General features: G+C 51.6%; 7 protein-coding genes. 3 read left to right on the top strand and 4 right to left on the bottom strand.

Annotated elements, in window-relative coordinates; all coding sequences use genetic code 11:
* Positions 1–125 precede the first annotated feature (125 nt).
* The 4 genes from Pan161_RS11560 to Pan161_RS11545 form a co-directional block, all read right to left on the bottom strand.
* Positions 126–1,166 carry a prenyltransferase/squalene oxidase repeat-containing protein gene (locus Pan161_RS11560; RefSeq protein WP_145226942.1) on the bottom strand — a complete coding sequence of 347 codons (1,041 nt, stop codon included), beginning with the start codon at positions 1,164–1,166 and terminating at the stop codon, positions 126–128.
* Between the two features lie 34 nt (positions 1,167–1,200).
* Positions 1,201–5,262 (bottom strand): DUF4175 family protein, encoded by a 4,062-nt coding sequence (locus tag Pan161_RS11555; protein WP_145226940.1) that lies wholly within the window; start codon positions 5,260–5,262, stop codon positions 1,201–1,203.
* A 186-nt stretch (positions 5,263–5,448) separates the two neighbouring features.
* Positions 5,449–7,998 carry a vWA domain-containing protein gene (locus Pan161_RS11550; RefSeq protein ID WP_145226938.1) on the bottom strand — a complete coding sequence of 850 codons (2,550 nt, stop codon included), beginning with the start codon at positions 7,996–7,998 and terminating at the stop codon, positions 5,449–5,451.
* 33 nt (positions 7,999–8,031) lie between these two features.
* Positions 8,032–10,302 (bottom strand): BatA domain-containing protein, encoded by a 2,271-nt coding sequence (locus Pan161_RS11545; RefSeq protein WP_145226936.1) that lies wholly within the window; start codon positions 10,300–10,302, stop codon positions 8,032–8,034.
* 269 nt (positions 10,303–10,571) lie between these two features.
* On the opposite strand from Pan161_RS11545, the gene Pan161_RS11540 reads away from it, so the two are divergent.
* The 3 genes from Pan161_RS11540 to Pan161_RS11530 are packed head-to-tail and all read left to right on the top strand — an operon-like array spanning position 10,572 to position 15,122.
* Entirely contained in the window at positions 10,572–12,683 is a 2,112-nt protein-coding gene (locus tag Pan161_RS11540) for an FAD-dependent oxidoreductase (protein WP_145226934.1), read from the top strand.
* 39 nt (positions 12,684–12,722) lie between these two features.
* The gene (locus Pan161_RS11535) at positions 12,723–14,270 is read left to right on the top strand and encodes a DUF1570 domain-containing protein (protein ID WP_145226932.1); all 1,548 of its coding nucleotides are present in this window, start codon (positions 12,723–12,725) and stop codon (positions 14,268–14,270) included.
* An 18-nt stretch (positions 14,271–14,288) separates the two neighbouring features.
* Entirely contained in the window at positions 14,289–15,122 is an 834-nt protein-coding gene (locus Pan161_RS11530; RefSeq protein ID WP_145226930.1) for a sugar phosphate isomerase/epimerase family protein, read from the top strand.
* Positions 15,123–15,129 lie beyond the last annotated feature (7 nt).

The raw sequence follows: 15,129 nt of genomic DNA, 5'->3' as shown, positions 1-15,129 counted from the left end.
TTTGTTGACAGGGAGATATCTAATAGTCGCGCTGGCCAGGACCACCTGGTTTGGCCGGTTTTTCTGTGAAAGTCTTCAGAATCGCCTGGGAAACGGACCATCCCCCCAAATGGCATGCCCAGAACTTATCGCTGGTAGATAGGCAGGTACTGATATTCCACCGCCAACGCGAGCACTGCCAGGGAAGTCGCGTAAACTTTCCCTGCCTGTTTTTCGCTCCCTTTCGTGGCGAGCCAGCTGCCATCGTGTTTCTGGGTTTCCAGCAGTTGGGGGACAATCGCGTCCCGTGTTTTTTGCCAGTACTCGCCCCCCATTTGAAACATGCCGACACTGCAATAGTAGGCACCGTAAAAGTAATAGAATTCATCAGGATGCAATGGTTTCTGGATCAGGTAATCACTGGCTTCCAGCGCATCGCGGGTATGATGCTGGCCACAGATTTCCAGCGCTAAAATTCCGGTTCCTGTGCGTGTGGCACTGGGAGCACCACCTGGTTGATAGGCAAAACCCACGTTATTTCTTCCGCGACAGTTGCGTACATAAGCGACGGCTTTATCGATGTGATCTTTGGAAATATCACAGCCAATATTCTTGGCGGCCCGTAACGCCAGTAACTGCCAGCCGGTTACGCTCAGATCACTGTCGGTACTGGTCTGCGTATAACGCCAGCCTCCTGCGTTCCGTTTGTCTTTGTTGACATTCTGGGCAGAGACGATCAGTTTGACCGCGCGTTCCAGTACCTCTCTGCATTTTTTCTCACGCTCCCCTTTGAGCATCCCGGCGACTTCTGCCAGCATCAGCGTGCTGATTCCGTGACTGTACATCGGCCCGTGGCTCTTATGATGTACCACCAGCCCATTGTCAGCCTGGTGTGCGAGGACCCAGTCGATCCCTTTGTTGATCTGATCACCGTAGGGTCCTTCTTCGGGAACATAGCCGGCAGCCATGAACGCCATAATCGCCAGGGAAGTGGCCGCCGTCGATTCGCCGTAAGAATTGAAAGACCACGCACCGGAAGGCTGTTGTGAGTTTGCCAGAAACTGCACCGCCCGCTGAATACTGGCATCCAGCTGTTTCTTCTGTGCATCCAGTTCCTGAGCCCGGCTGATGTTGGCAGGCAGCAACAGGGAAATCAGAAGTAACGAAGTCGGGAGCCAGCGAATCATAAATGAATCCAGGGGATCTGTCAGAGTGATGAGTTCAGTTACTCTCAGGTTTCGATTTGGAAATCGCTTCGAAATAATGTTTGATCAACCGGGCGTATTCCGGATCGGTACGGGCTCGTGAGCCTTGCAGGATTTCCGTGTCCAGCTGGCCGGGAAGTTCACCCCAGTTGCGATCTGACATGGCCTGCAGTTTGGTTTTCAACTCAGAAAAGTCCACGCTGGTCTGCGCACCACCGCCTTCGCTTTCGCCTTGCCCTTTGCCTTGTGCCATGTTTTTTGATGCGGTCTGTGACTGTTGTCCTTTGCCGGGATCAGAACCCTGCTGCGCTTTTGATTTCAGTTCCGTCGCCGCCTGAGACAAGGATTCCGCAGCCCGTTTCAGTGATTCGGCTGCTTCACGTGATTTCGAAGGTTTGCCCTGTTGCTCAGAATCTCCCTGTTGTTTATTTGAGTTTTCCGCCATCTGTTCCTGCGATTGTGATTTGTCACCAGCTTCAGAATTGGCCTGGGCTTTGGCATCCCCGGATTCGGTTGCTTTCTCTTTTTGGTCAGCAGGGTTGCCTTCTTGAGAGTTTTCTTTTGCATCGCCGGGCGGGGACTGCTCCTGTTGTGCCATCGACTGATCCGACTGGTTCTTGAATTCCGGGCTCTGCTCCAATTGCTTTTGGGCTTCGCGCAACTGTTGGGCGGCATCTGTTACCTGGTTCCCCACTTTTTCCGGAACGGGAGACTCCTTGGTTTTCTGCCTGCTGGCCTGCTGCGCCTGGCGGGCGGCTTCCTGCAGTGCTTTGGCTGCCTGTTGTGCCTGTTCTGCTGCCTGAGCCAGATTCTCCTCTTTCAGGCCTTCGACCGCTTTCTCCATCGCCTGGCCGGCGGTATCTGTTTTTTTGCGCGTCCGGTCTGCCTGCTGGCTCTCTTTTTTCAAGCCGATCGGATCGGTTTCCAGTTTACGCGAGGTTTCAGACAGTTCTTTTGATAATGCCTGGGTCTGCTGGGCGAGCGCCTGTTGTGTATTCTGCAAGGCTTCCTGTCGCTTCGGCTCGGAAGCAGAAGCCTGTTCCATTTTTTCCGCCTGGGACTGTTGCAGATTTGCCATGCGTTCGGCCTGCTCCAGAAAGGCATCCCGTTCGGTATTTTCTTTGTTCTGTGCATTGTGGGCCTGCATGATTTCATCGGCCATTTTCGACGCACGATTTGCTGCCTGGCTGGCTTCGTGCAGACGACCTGCGTTAGCTGCCTGTTTCGCTTTGATGGATTCTTCTGCGAGTTGTGTGGCTTTACGGGTCGGTTCAGATTCAGGACCAAATTGCTGGGCGGTTTCCAGGGCGAAATTAGTCGCTGCTTCCGCCAGCATCTGCTGCTGCCGTTGAAGATCAAGAATGGATTCCTCTTTCGCCGGGACTGCTTTCGCCCGCGAAGGTTCATTACTCATCTTGCGTTCGGCAGACTGAGCAGCAGTCGCCGGTTTGCCGTCGGCTGCTGCCGCTGCGGCATTCTGTGGTGCCTCCGCTGCGGGAGGAGGCGCTGGTCCGGCAGAGGCTGCTGACGGGGAAGGATTGTTGTCAGGTGGATTCTCCCCTTGAGCCGTCGCGGTGGGATTTGATTCTCCAGGCGGTTCTGCTGCCTGGGGTGTGTTTGGTCTTCCGGCGGCGACAGGAGCCTGTTCTTCGATCGCTGCAGCCAGTTGGGTTTGCGGTTCCACCAGTTGAGAAGTCTGTCTGACCAGTGAGTCCAGTTGTTTCATCTGATAGTTACGGGCGGCATCAACCAGTTCAGGGCGGCGTTCCAGTAATTGATCCAGATCTTTTGCCAGGCGCGACTGACGATGTTTCAGTTCCGCCTGCAGATTGGCGAGTTCCTTCTCCGTCTCAGGGGAACGTTGTTGATGGGCTGCCTCTTTCTTCCGCTCCATCTCGGATTTTTCAGTCTCAGGTTGTTTGCCGTCCGGATTTTCCTGAGGTTGTGGAGCCGGCTTTTCTGACGGGGGCTTCGTTGATTCCAGCTTATCATTGAAAGCCAGCAGATCGTCCGCCAGATGGTTTGTTTCATCAGCCAGTCGATTCAGATTCAAAAGGTCGTTTTCCAGTTCGACCAGTTTGTCGTACTGGCGGGCCAGTTGCTCGAGTTTCTGTTCGGTCCCTTGCATGGCTTTGGGAACCGGCTTCAGATCGTTTCGTGCCTGCTTGATATTTTCGGCGTCGGCTGTTGCTTTAAGGGTATCATGATTTTTGACGAAGTCCGTTCGCGCGACTTCCTGTGTCTGCTCTGCCAGCTTCTGATACAGGGGGAGCTGCAGTAATTCATTGGCGAGATTTTCCAGTTTTTGAGCCAGCTTACGCTCCTGTTTGCTCAGCTCCTGTAACTGTTCCTGATCTTCGGCCTTTAAGGCTTCTTTTTCTTTGATCTTATTCAGTTCTGCAATTTTCTGGTCAACCTGATTCTTGTGCTCTTTGAATTCCTGTTGGATTTTTTGCAGCGCATCCCGCAGTTTCTGCTGACGCGAGACGACCCCCGCCGATAACTGCTGGTCAGCGTTTTTATCAATTCCGAATACGCGGGGAGTGGTCCAGACGACATTCGGTTCCGGAATTTCTCGATTGTCAGCTGCCCGTACACGGTAAGTAAAGATATCTCCCTGCTGCGCACGCAGTCCTTCCAGATCGATTTTAAATTCATAATCAACTGAGCGTGTCCCCAGTTGTGAGGCGGGAACCTTAATGACAGTCTCTTTGCCCTCCAGTTTCTGAACGTGAATTTCCAGTTCGGCGACCGAAAAATCATCCAAAACTTTCACAGGCACCGTTAATCCGTCGGTGGGCTTAATGAACTCCGGCTGATTGTAGAGGGAGAGTTCGATTTCGGGAGCACGATCCGGAATAACTTTAACCAGATGCTCTGAGGTTTGTGTCTTGAGTTTACCCTGCTGACTTTCGAGTGTAAGGTGATAGAGAAAGCTGCTTTTGTGAACCGGAAAATCCAGTTCCGCAGACAGTTGATCTTCGCTGATCGTGAACGCTTTCTGTTCTACGGGGGGCCGCTCTTCCGTTCCCGATACGTAACGCTGATAATCCAGTGCGACTGCAGTCACCGGACGATCAAATTTCAATTTGAAGTTCAACAGGCTCTGCTCAATCACGCGGAGTTCGCTGGGGATCACCGTCAGTTGCTCAACTGGTTTCTGAGTATAGCCGGGGGAATTGACTGTCAGCAGGGTTTCGGTAATGGAGGGGGGCTCAGCGATTTCAATGGTATATAGTTTCGAGCGACTGCGGTCAGACGAGATCGTGTACTGGAACCCGCTGAGCAGGCGTGGAAACTGTGTCAGATAGAAGCCGGTTTCCTGGTCCAGATCCATGCGACGCGCGTTTGCTTTGCCGGCAGTGTCTTTCCATTCAATCCAGACGTCATTGATCTGCCCCGGTTTTTTTGTATGCCAGTGTGGTTCTGCCACAATTTTCAAATCGGTGCCGCGGGCGACGGTTTCATCGCCGGGCTGGACTTCGAAATAGAGTGAACTCACCGTCGCAAAGTTGCCCCACGGGATCACACTGCGGGAGAGCAGCAATTTATACGCGTCGGGCCAGAACAGCAGGGGAGTAATAAAAAGCAGAATCGCGATGCCGGCACTCATGATGAATCGCATGGCGCGATCTGAGGGAACGGAATCGGTAATATTAAAATTCGTCAGGGAGGCGATCGTTTCCCGCGCGAGTCGTTCCCGCATCATCACAGAACTGGTTTCATTCTGAGCGGTAGCCAGTTCCAATACGGATGTCAGACGTTCATTCAGCGAAGACTGTGACTCCTCTACAATCGCAGCCAGTTCGACGGGCGTGCGTTTTTGAATGACCCGACGCAGGATTCCAAACCAGAGGCAGCCCGCCAGTACAGCCAGTGATATGGAACTCATGATAATGCGGGCAGTGGAGTCGAGCGAAAACAGAAAATCGATACTGATCTGCAGCGTAATCAGACAGACCAGAACCAGTATCACCAGCCCCAGTCCTCGTAACAGCGCCAGAGAACGAATGCGGCGATCAAGCTGGTTCAATTGCCGTTTCAGTTCGTTCACAAATTGGTCTAACTGCCCATCCATAGCTTCTCTCAACAGGAAGTGATTGTGGAATCTGTTTCAGCGAGCACACAAGTCGAGTCTGATTCAAAAAGAATCCGAATCAGGGGTCATCCGCAGTGCAGACCTCGCCAGTGTCTATTGTAACAAGATCTGAGATGAAATTGGGATGAAAAACCGGTTTCAAGGCCAAAAACCTGGCAAGCTGGTTCAGGGTAATCCGTTTAATTTACGGAGGGCCCACTCCACCGTCAGGATACCCATGATCAGAATCAGAAAAAACCAGTGGTCCCAGACCGAAATTTCGTCCTGTTTAGTCGTTTCCTGTTTGAGGGAAGGCAGTAATTCCATGAGCTCATTGATGGTTTGCGGCGTCAGCAGCTGCCCCCCACTGGATTCCGCCATTTCTGTCAGTAGTTGCGGATTCGAAGTCAGATTTCCCAGTTCAATCGTTTTGATTGTATGGACAAACAATGGGGTTGTGATTTCCTTCGCGCCTGCGATCGGCGGCGTCGTCTGCAGTTTCAGCTGGTATTCCCCCTCAGGCAAGGCAGGCAGATTCGCTTCCTGCAGCAGGGGCTGATTTTTTTGATTGAGCAGTTCCAGCGAGGCAAGTACTTTGTCTGGTTCAGACGCTTTAAAAATGGAGACCGTTGATTTGACATCCGGAAACTGGTCACGATACTCCTGGGTCCAGCGGGCGCTGGCTGTGGTGATTTCACCGGCATCAATGTCCGTCTTGCTTAAACTGAATTTGACGAATTCGTTTCCAGCGGCCGCTTTATTCTTAGCCGCCCAGCGGGCCAGTTGTCCCCAGAAGCGATGGTGATAACGATCGCCTACACGAAACCGCCAGCGCCAGGTGCTGTCGATACCAACCCAGATGACCTGCCCTGAACCGTACTGCCGATGGATAATGACACCATCGGTCTTCTCATTAGGGGGGGCATTGAACGGGGAGACGCCATAGGCCAGGACTGTTGCCCCCGGTTTCAGTTCGCCCTGCAGATACCAGAGATGCCCCGGCAGTTCCTGCCAGATGTCGCGATTGATTTCAGCATTGGCATCAAACTGCATCAGGGGTTCGGCTTCACCTTCCGGGGTCAGCCGCAGCCGCATACCCCGTTCGCCGGGTGGGACTTTAAAATTGGTCTGATTCCAGTTGATCACTTTGGGAGATTTCAATGGCAGCAGTTCGTTCAGTGTCGGGGAATGATGACCCAGCGGCATAAATTTTTTCCCCGCCAGCAGAACCAGAGTACCACCCTGATCGCCGACAAACGTCTGGATATACTTCCAGTTTTCTTCTTCCAGATGCGCCGGGGAGACGTCACCGATGATAATCAGATCCTGATCGGCGAACGGATGAGCCTGAGTGCCGGGCTCATCATTCGGTTTTGCCACCGGTACATTAATTTTGAGCTGATTGGGAAAAAACGGCTGAGGCAGCAACCCCATGTAGGGCTGTTCGAATAAAACCTGTTCCAGCGCGATGCGTTTATCCCGCTCCAGCGCATGGTGCAGGAATCGATATTCCCAGCGTGCTGTTTCCTCGACTAACAGCACATGAGATTTATCATCCACAATGTTGATGGCAAAGTTTTTGTTGTTGTTGTCGTCGCGTGTTTCCCCCGGCAGGACTTCCGTTTCCAGAGTGAATTCCTGCCGACCCAGCTTTCCGGAATCCAGTTCAAACTCGAGCAGTTTACTGACACCGCTGGAAGTAAAACTTTTTACTGCCAGTTCCTGGTCGCCTTGTTTCAGGGTTACACTGATTTCCTGGCCATCATATCCATTCGTTCCGATGCGGGCCTGCAGTAGAGGTCGATCATCCTTGAATGCCGTCTGTGGATAATCCAGGTCAGCGATGGAGATATCTTTGGGCTGGTGATCTGTGCCGACCATCACCGGATAAATGGGGACTTTCATCTGCCCCAGTTGTTTCGCCATCGTCACGGGATTCAATTGACTGTTATCCCGTCCGTCGGTCAGCAGGATATAACCTGAGATCGGTGCCTCACTGGTTTCATTACTACCACCGGTGTTTTTCAGTGCCTGTGACAGATTTGAAAGTTCCATGTGCACCTGGTCTGGAACCTCATTCAGTGACTTTTCCAGGGTCGTCTTTTCTGTCGTGACGGCATCCCCGGCAAACAGGACTACATCGACCTGTCCGCGTTCCTGCAGTTTTTCCAGAATGGGATTCGCAGGATTCAATAACAGTTTTTGTGCAATTTCTTTACGAGACAGCTGATCAATATCAGCAAAGATCGCCGCCAGATTTTTTTTCCGACTGGCTGCCAGTTCTTCCCGCTTTTCCGGATTCGCTGTTTCCTCTCCATCTACCCACGGCGGTTCCTGGTCGGCCGCATAGGCGGCTTCCCAGCGATCCAGGCGGCTGTTGACCTGATCATTACCGATCATTTTCAATGCGCGCGCCAGCCTCAGCTTTTCCAGATCACTGGCATGACGATCCTGGGTATTCATACTGTCAGATACATCCACGGCGACAATCAGCCGTCCTGTCTTATTGACATTAAAAGACCAGGTCAGCACGGGCTCCAGAAAGGTAAGCAAAATTAAAATCAGAGCCGCAATGCGCAGTGTGATGAGAATGTTACCAATTGAAGACGAGACCAGGCGACGTTCGTAACGGAACAGCATGACGATGGAGACGAGCGCCGCCACGACGGCACAGACGCTCAAAATCGTCCATCCGCTCCATTCGAGACCGTTAAACTGGAAGTGCCTTTCGTTCATTTCAATCCGTCATCTCTGTAATAAATAACTGCATCATGTTTTGCTCTGCTCGGGAAGTGTGGAATGGCCTCCTTGAACCAGTCTTCTGGTCAGAAACATTTCGCCCACCATCAGTAGCAGGAAGATCAGTAACAGGATTCGCCAGAATTCTGTTTCTGAGACATCAGAAAACATGGCCTGTTTCAATTCATCGAGGGTCTTGAAAAATGTCAGCTGGGATTCATCCGACAGCGTTTTCTGTTGCGCTTCACTCAGGGGGGTCAGGTCGGATTCACTGCGATCAAAGTTGACTACAAAACGATCGGAATTAAGATCGGTCTGCACACCCGCTTTTGGAGACAGGCTGTAAATACCGGGCAGGGATGTGTCCTGAGATTGAAAGGTGGCGGCATTGGCTGCAGGATCTGCCTCGATTGTGCCAGCTAACGCTTTACCGTTTGGGTCGAGAAATTCAATTTGTTCCACCGTGGTTTTCGCAGGGACCGGAACCACAATGGGTTCGTCTGTCTGCAGGTTTCGAAAGACCCGGCCTGAAGAAAGTTCGAAAACCGCCTCATGCAGAAAAGGGACATAATCAGGTTTCGCCGGCAAATTGTTCCAGTCCGCATCAAGCGAGGATGTCAATAACAGTACGCGTCCCCGTTCATGGTTCATCATCAACATGAAGGGAGCGTTATTATTTAACGTCGCCAGCTCCACCGGTGTGGACTCTGCTTTCTGCTCGCTTTTCTCACCTTTATTTTCTGCTTCCGGCTGGTCGGATTGGGTGATGGCAGAAGTGTCCCACCAGTCACTGAACCGGGCCGCCGTCAGGCCATTGGCATATTCCCCACGAAAGCGATTCAACCACGGGCTCTGCAGGCTGTCGGAGCGAATCTGAGTCAGATTCCCGAACTCGGCTCCTGGGTTTGATTCCCGGGACTTCAGCTCCACAGGAATCAAAGCTTGATCGTGAAATAACAGTCGCTGATAATCGTCCGCGTTAATCTGATCACCCAGCGCAATCAATACGCCTCCCCCCTGATGATTGACAAAGTCAATTAAATCTCCCGCCTGTGTTTCCGAGAGTGTGTCCACGTTCGCCAGAATGACGACAGCCTGATTTTTCAGAATGTCAGCGTTGAGTTGAGTCTTTTCGATGACGGTTGTTTGAATCCAGGGAGTGCGGTTGGTCGGAGCCATCAAGGCCAGATTGGCGAAAAAGACTTCGCTCCGGGTCGGGTCAAAACTGGGTGTGCCATCCACCAGCAGCACGGGCAAGGCACTGGTGACATGCAGGGCGGCATCAGAGCGGTCGTCGCCCGGCAACTGGTCGGGATCCAGTACAATACTGACGACATGTGTGCCTTCATCTTCGAAGCGATGCTGAAACTCGACGGCTGTCTCGCCATGATTTTCGATTTTCACAGATTGGGTTTTTTCCGGCAGTTGCTGTCCATCCACTTCAAAATAGACCGGGCAGATCAGATTCGCTTCCGGCCCATCGTAGCGAACGGTCGTCGAAATTCGGACCGGGAGATTTTTGACGCAGACCTCACGAGAGACGGACAACTGGTCTACTTTTCGATTGGTAAGCAGTCCCTCGTTTTTTTTACCGGCGACACTGGTGGCCCACAGATCGACGGGTACCGCAGACTGCTGCAGCAGATCATTGACCTGTGCCCACAAAATGGAATCTTCAGGAGTCCAGCAGAAGGCCTGGTCGTCGGTCAGTACAATGATTTCCCGTTCCAGATTTGACGTTTTACTGAGAGTTTGAATGGCTTTGGAAATGGAATTTGCCAGATTGGAAGAACCGGCAGGGGGTGGCAGTTGATTTAAATTTTCGCGGACAACATCAAACTGAGAAGTGGGTGACTCGGTAATCAATCGGGGCTGATCGCGGGCATCAATCAGGGTGATGGTATCGCCGGGATTCAGTTCTTCTAAAAAGCGGTGTACCCATTGGATGGCGGCAGCGTGAGGAATTTCCGCTTCGCCTTCCCAGCCCATGCTATATGAACCGTCAATCACGAAGACGACATCTCTGGATTGAGTGGAAATGAATTTCGATAAAAATCCGCCGGAAACCCAGGGGCGGGACAATGCGAGGGCGATCAACGCAATCAGCAACATCCGCATCGCCAGCAGTAACCAGCCTTCCAGGCGAATTCGACGTCGCGTTCGCCGCCCGAGTTCCAGAAACTGCATCGCTCCCCATTGGACAACGTCGTATTTTTTTCGACTGAGCAGATGTACGAGGACAGGCAGTGAAATTCCCAGTAAACCGAGCAGCATCATCGGATTAAGGAAATCAAAGCTCATGTCAGCCTGCTGGGGATTAGAGTTGGTCGGGAACAGCGCATTGGGATGGTTTCATTTTTGAGATGGTTACAATTATATGGTGAAATCGTCCTAAATGGTATTGCTCACATAATTAACAATTTAAGTCCGACATAAATTCAGATTTGCAGCAAGCCGGTTTAGATATTCCACCGTAATGATTATGATGGACGAAACGGGCCTGTGTAAACATGTCCGCTAAGTATTAATTTTTGATTTGTTGACACCGACTGAGTGAAAAGGTCTTCGAAATGCACTCCGTTTCTACGAAACTATTCCGTTTTGCGTTAATTCTGATTTCCTGGTTGGGAATTTCGAATATGTCCGACGCGCAGGAAATCAAGCCGGCACAGCTCAAATCCAGCTATGACGTTGTCGTGTATGGCGGAACTTCGGGAGGCATAGCTGCAGCGCTTCAAGCGGAACGAATGGGAAAGAGTGTGTTGCTGATCGAACCTGGAACCCATCTGGGCGGTCTCTCTTCCGGAGGATTGGGCGCCACGGACATCGGGAACAAGGCGGCGATTGGCGGCATCGCCCGTGAGTTTTACCGACGACTGGGTGACTATTACAGTCTGGATTCCTCCTGGGAATTTCAGAAACAGGGCGAGTATAAAAATCGGCGCAGTAAAGGTGCTGAAAAAGAGATGTGGACTTTCGAGCCGCATGTCGCAGAAACGACGTTTGAAAAAATGCTCAGCGAACAGGCGATTCCCGTGCTGAAACAACAGCGTCTGGATTTAAAGCAGGGGGTGAAAAAAGAAGAAGGTCGTATCACCTCGATTAAAATGGAGAGTGGATTAGTTATTTCCGGGAAAGTATTCATCGACGCAACTTATGAAGGGGATCTGATGGCGGTCGCTGGGGTCTCTTACCATGTGGGGCGTGAATCGAATGCGACTTATGGCGAAACACTCAATGGAATTCAGACCCGCAACGCGGTCTTTCATCAGTTCATCAAGCCGGTCGATCCCTACATTGTGCCAGGCGATTCCAAGAGTGGACTGCTACCGGGTGTACAACAGGAAGGACCGGGAGGCAAAGACGGAGACGGCGATCATCGCGTGCAGGCTTATTGTTTTCGGATGTGTACGACAGACATTCCCGAGAATCAGCGGGAATGGGTGAAACCGGACAATTATGATCCTCTGCGCTACGAACTGCTGTTAAGAAATTTTGAAGCCGGCGATCTGCGAGTTCCCTGGAATCCGGTTCTGATGCCGAACCGCAAAACAGATACGAATAATAACTTTGCTATCTCAACCGATAATATCGGGATGAATTACGAATACCCCGACGCCGACTATCAAAAACGGGCACAGATCATTCAGGAACATCTCACTTACCAGCAGGGTTTGATGTGGACGCTGGCAAACGATCCGCGTGTGCCCGCTGAAGTGAGAAAGCAGTTTCAAACCTGGAAGCCGACCAAAGATGAATTTCAGGATACCGCAGGCTGGCCGTTCCAGTTGTACATTCGAGAAGCCCGCCGACTGGTCTCTGAATATGTGATGACGGAAAAGAACTGTATTTCGGAACTGGTCGCAGAAGACAGTGTGGGTCTGGCTGCCTACACGATGGATTCTCACAATCAGCAGCGCTACGCCGTAAATGGAAAGACATTGAACGAAGGCGATGTGCAGGTCGGCGTGCCCAACCCTTACCCGATCTCTTATCGATCGCTTCGTCCTAAAAAAGAAGAATGCGAAAATCTGCTCGTGCCGGTTGCGATGGCAGCTTCTCATATCGCCTACGGTTCGATTCGTATGGAGCCGGTCTTTATGGTATTGGGCCAGTCTGCAGCGACCGCAGCCTGCCAGTCGATCGATGCCGGACAGGCAGTGCAGGATATCGATTATGCACAACTGAGAAAACGATTACTCGCTGACAAACAGGTACTGGTCTGGGACGGGCCCCGCCGGGAACCACCAATCCGTACCAGTTCGCTGAAAGGCATCGTCGTCGATGATCGCGATGCGAAACGCAGCCTGGGCTGGAAAACCAGCTCCGCCAGCTCTCCCTATGTGGCTCAGGGCTATCAGCATGATGGAGATACCAATAAAGGGAAGCGGGAGATATCCTTTACCGCAGACATCCCGCAAAGTGGCCTGTATGAAGTCCGCGTTTATTATTCACCCGGTTCCAATCGTTCCATTAATACCCCCTATATTGTGACCAGTTCTACAGGCACCAAAGAGATCCTGGTCAATCAGAAACAGCAACCCAATCAGGGGACATACCATCGACTGGGACGGTTTCCATTCGAACAGGGGAAGCGGGAAGTGCTGCGCGTCACCAATCGGGGTACGAAAGGGCATGTCATTGTTGATGCGCTGCAACTCGTTCCCGTGAAAGCAAACTGAACTCACGTCGAAATCGTATCTGAAAGCATTAGGTGCCCTATGAAACAATTGTGCGTCAGGCAAATTCTCAGCCTGTTTGTAATAACTATTTCTCTCCCGCTCTATAGCTCAAATCTGCAGGCCGATATTTTTACCTACGTCGACGAGTCCGGCGAAACCGTAACTTTGGAAGCATCGCTGTATGGATCCGGGAAACGGCGCGGTGAGATGATGCACGGCCTGCTGAAACCGGACGGTTCAATCGTATTGGTTCCCCAGGGAAAAATTCAAAAACGCGAGCTCAAAGCGGCACCGAAACCGCTGACGGTCGAGCAGATGTCCGAAGACCTCAGCGAGAAATTCGGCAAAGATAAATTCCGCTTTCATCTGGAGAGGCCGTTTCTGGTAGGTGTGGTGCTGGCGGCTCCCCTGGATGGTTCGGACCGCACAGAACTTCGTGTTAAAACGTTCCTGGAAAAAGCGGGACGATTTATGCGAAACGTGGATGTCATTTTTGAAACCTACTCCCGGAAAATGGGAATTGAACTGGCAGATTATGAGTTCCCCATGGCGATGCTGATCTTCGAATCGGACGATGATTTCGAATCGTTTGGTAAACAGACCACCGGGTTGGATGACGGAGTGAAAAATATCCTGGCATATTATTCTCATGTTTCCAACAACCTGATTCTCAGGATGAGTGAGTGCAGTTCGTTCGATACACCACTGCACGAAGCCATTCACCTGCAGACAACCAATCGTGGTCTCGTCAAGCGTTTTGCTCCGGTTCCTACCTGGTTTATGGAAGGCATTGCCACTGGCTTTGAAGGCAAAGGGGACCGGATCAATGTCAGCCCGGATCGGATCAATTCACACTATGCACTGATGTCAGGAATTGCCAAGCTGCTCGACTGGGGTGAAGTCGTGGCTTTGGATGGTGTCTTTGCAGGGAGTATTCTTTCCGGCGATGCCTACGTCCATGCCTGGGGACTGCACTGGATGCTCGTCACAGAACATCCGAAAGAATATCTCAAATATGTACAAAATCTGTCAACCAAAGAACCCTTCGCAGAAATTTCTCCCAAAGAACAGTACCAGGAATTTGTTGAGATTCTCAATGTGCGTCCAGAAGAACTGCAGCTGAAGTTTAAGGTACAATTGATCGAAGCGATTCTTGAGTCGAAAATAAAACTGCCACAGCTGGACGACAAATATGTGCATCTGGAAAAACACAAACAGGAAATGGCCATTGTGAAAATGACGGCGACCTCGTATTCCCCGGCTCTTCCGCCTCGTATTGAGGGTTGGCTGCAGAATATATCCCCTTTTCGCCCGATGACGTTTCATATCACAGTGCTGACCGATGCCGGAACTTATGCGGAATGGTATCTGCCAGAAGTGGGGATTCGTAGAAAAATAAAACTGAAACCTCAGAACGCCAGTAAGATCATGCGGGGCGCAACCGGAGGCCGCTGGCGCACCTATCACGTTGAGGTGGATTCTGCTTATCCGGGAAGTGAAAAGGCAGAAGCCTGGGCTGCCGGAAAATTTCCGATTCCCGTCTTGTCGCGTCGCGTTCAGGTTGATCCCTCCGGATCAGGTCAATAAACAGTTGAAGGAACCACGATGAAGCTTTCACTTTCAGTGCGGATCGCTGAAGCAGCCTGTAAGACCAGATTGAATATACCCTTTCCTCAGGTCGCTGAGATTGCAGCTGCCGCTGGCTATTCTGCACTCTGTATGCGGGCCAGTGTTGCCGGTGTGCAAAGTTCTCAAGCGGAACTGGAAGAGATTCGCGGGATCGTGGATCAGGCAGGGCTCGTTGTTTCAATGGTGACTGCTGATTTGAATATTCCTCAGAACAACGATCAGGCTCCACAGGCATTGCGTCATATTGAACCATCATTGCATGTGGCGGAAGTACTGGGCAGTCAGCTGGTGCGGGTTTGCCTCAAAACTATGGACGATATTCCATATGCTCAGCAGGCTTGTGATCTGGCGGCGGAGCGGGGTATTCAGCTCGTGCATCAGTTTCACCCCGCCTGTCTGTTTGAAGAGTTGGACAAATCGATTGCTGTGCTGAAGCAGATTGATCGACCCAATTTTGGGCTGATCTATGAACCGGCGAGCCTGTTGATGTGCGGGCAGGATTATGGCAAGAATGCAATCAGGGAGATTCTGCCCTGGCTCAGAAACGCATACGTTCAGAATCTAGTGGTGACCGATGAGGGCCCTGATCATCTGGAGACCTGGTGTCTGGGAGATCGACCGTTTCGATTACTGCCTTACTGGGATGAGTCCGGGCAGGGAATCGATTTTACCGAGGTCTTCTCCGGGCTGAAAGCAGTCGATTACCAGGGATTTATGACGGTCCATCAGGCAGAAGGAATTGTGACAGCAGATGACGCGTATGCGTATGTCACCCGCTGCAGGAACTGGATTGATTCTTTTTCATCATAACGAAGAC

It is taken from the genome of Gimesia algae, from assembly GCF_007746795.1.
Taxonomy (GTDB): Bacteria; Planctomycetota; Planctomycetia; order Planctomycetales; family Planctomycetaceae; genus Gimesia; species Gimesia algae.
This window is presented reverse-complemented; position numbering and strand designations above follow the sequence as displayed.

What these genes read in the sequence shown, in the direction of transcription:
- Pan161_RS11560 (WP_145226942.1), bottom strand. Translation starts at nt 1,166, where the DNA reads ATGATTCGCTGGCTCCCGACTTCGTTACTTCTGATTTCCCTGTTGCTG.
- Pan161_RS11535 (WP_145226932.1), top strand. Translation starts at nt 12,723, where the DNA reads ATGAAACAATTGTGCGTCAGGCAAATTCTCAGCCTGTTTGTAATAACT.
- Pan161_RS11530 (WP_145226930.1), top strand. Translation starts at nt 14,289, where the DNA reads ATGAAGCTTTCACTTTCAGTGCGGATCGCTGAAGCAGCCTGTAAGACC.
- Pan161_RS11555 (WP_145226940.1), bottom strand. Translation starts at nt 5,262, where the DNA reads ATGGATGGGCAGTTAGACCAATTTGTGAACGAACTGAAACGGCAATTG.
- Pan161_RS11540 (WP_145226934.1), top strand. Translation starts at nt 10,572, where the DNA reads ATGCACTCCGTTTCTACGAAACTATTCCGTTTTGCGTTAATTCTGATT.
- Pan161_RS11550 (WP_145226938.1), bottom strand. Translation starts at nt 7,998, where the DNA reads ATGAACGAAAGGCACTTCCAGTTTAACGGTCTCGAATGGAGCGGATGG.
- Pan161_RS11545 (WP_145226936.1), bottom strand. Translation starts at nt 10,302, where the DNA reads ATGAGCTTTGATTTCCTTAATCCGATGATGCTGCTCGGTTTACTGGGA.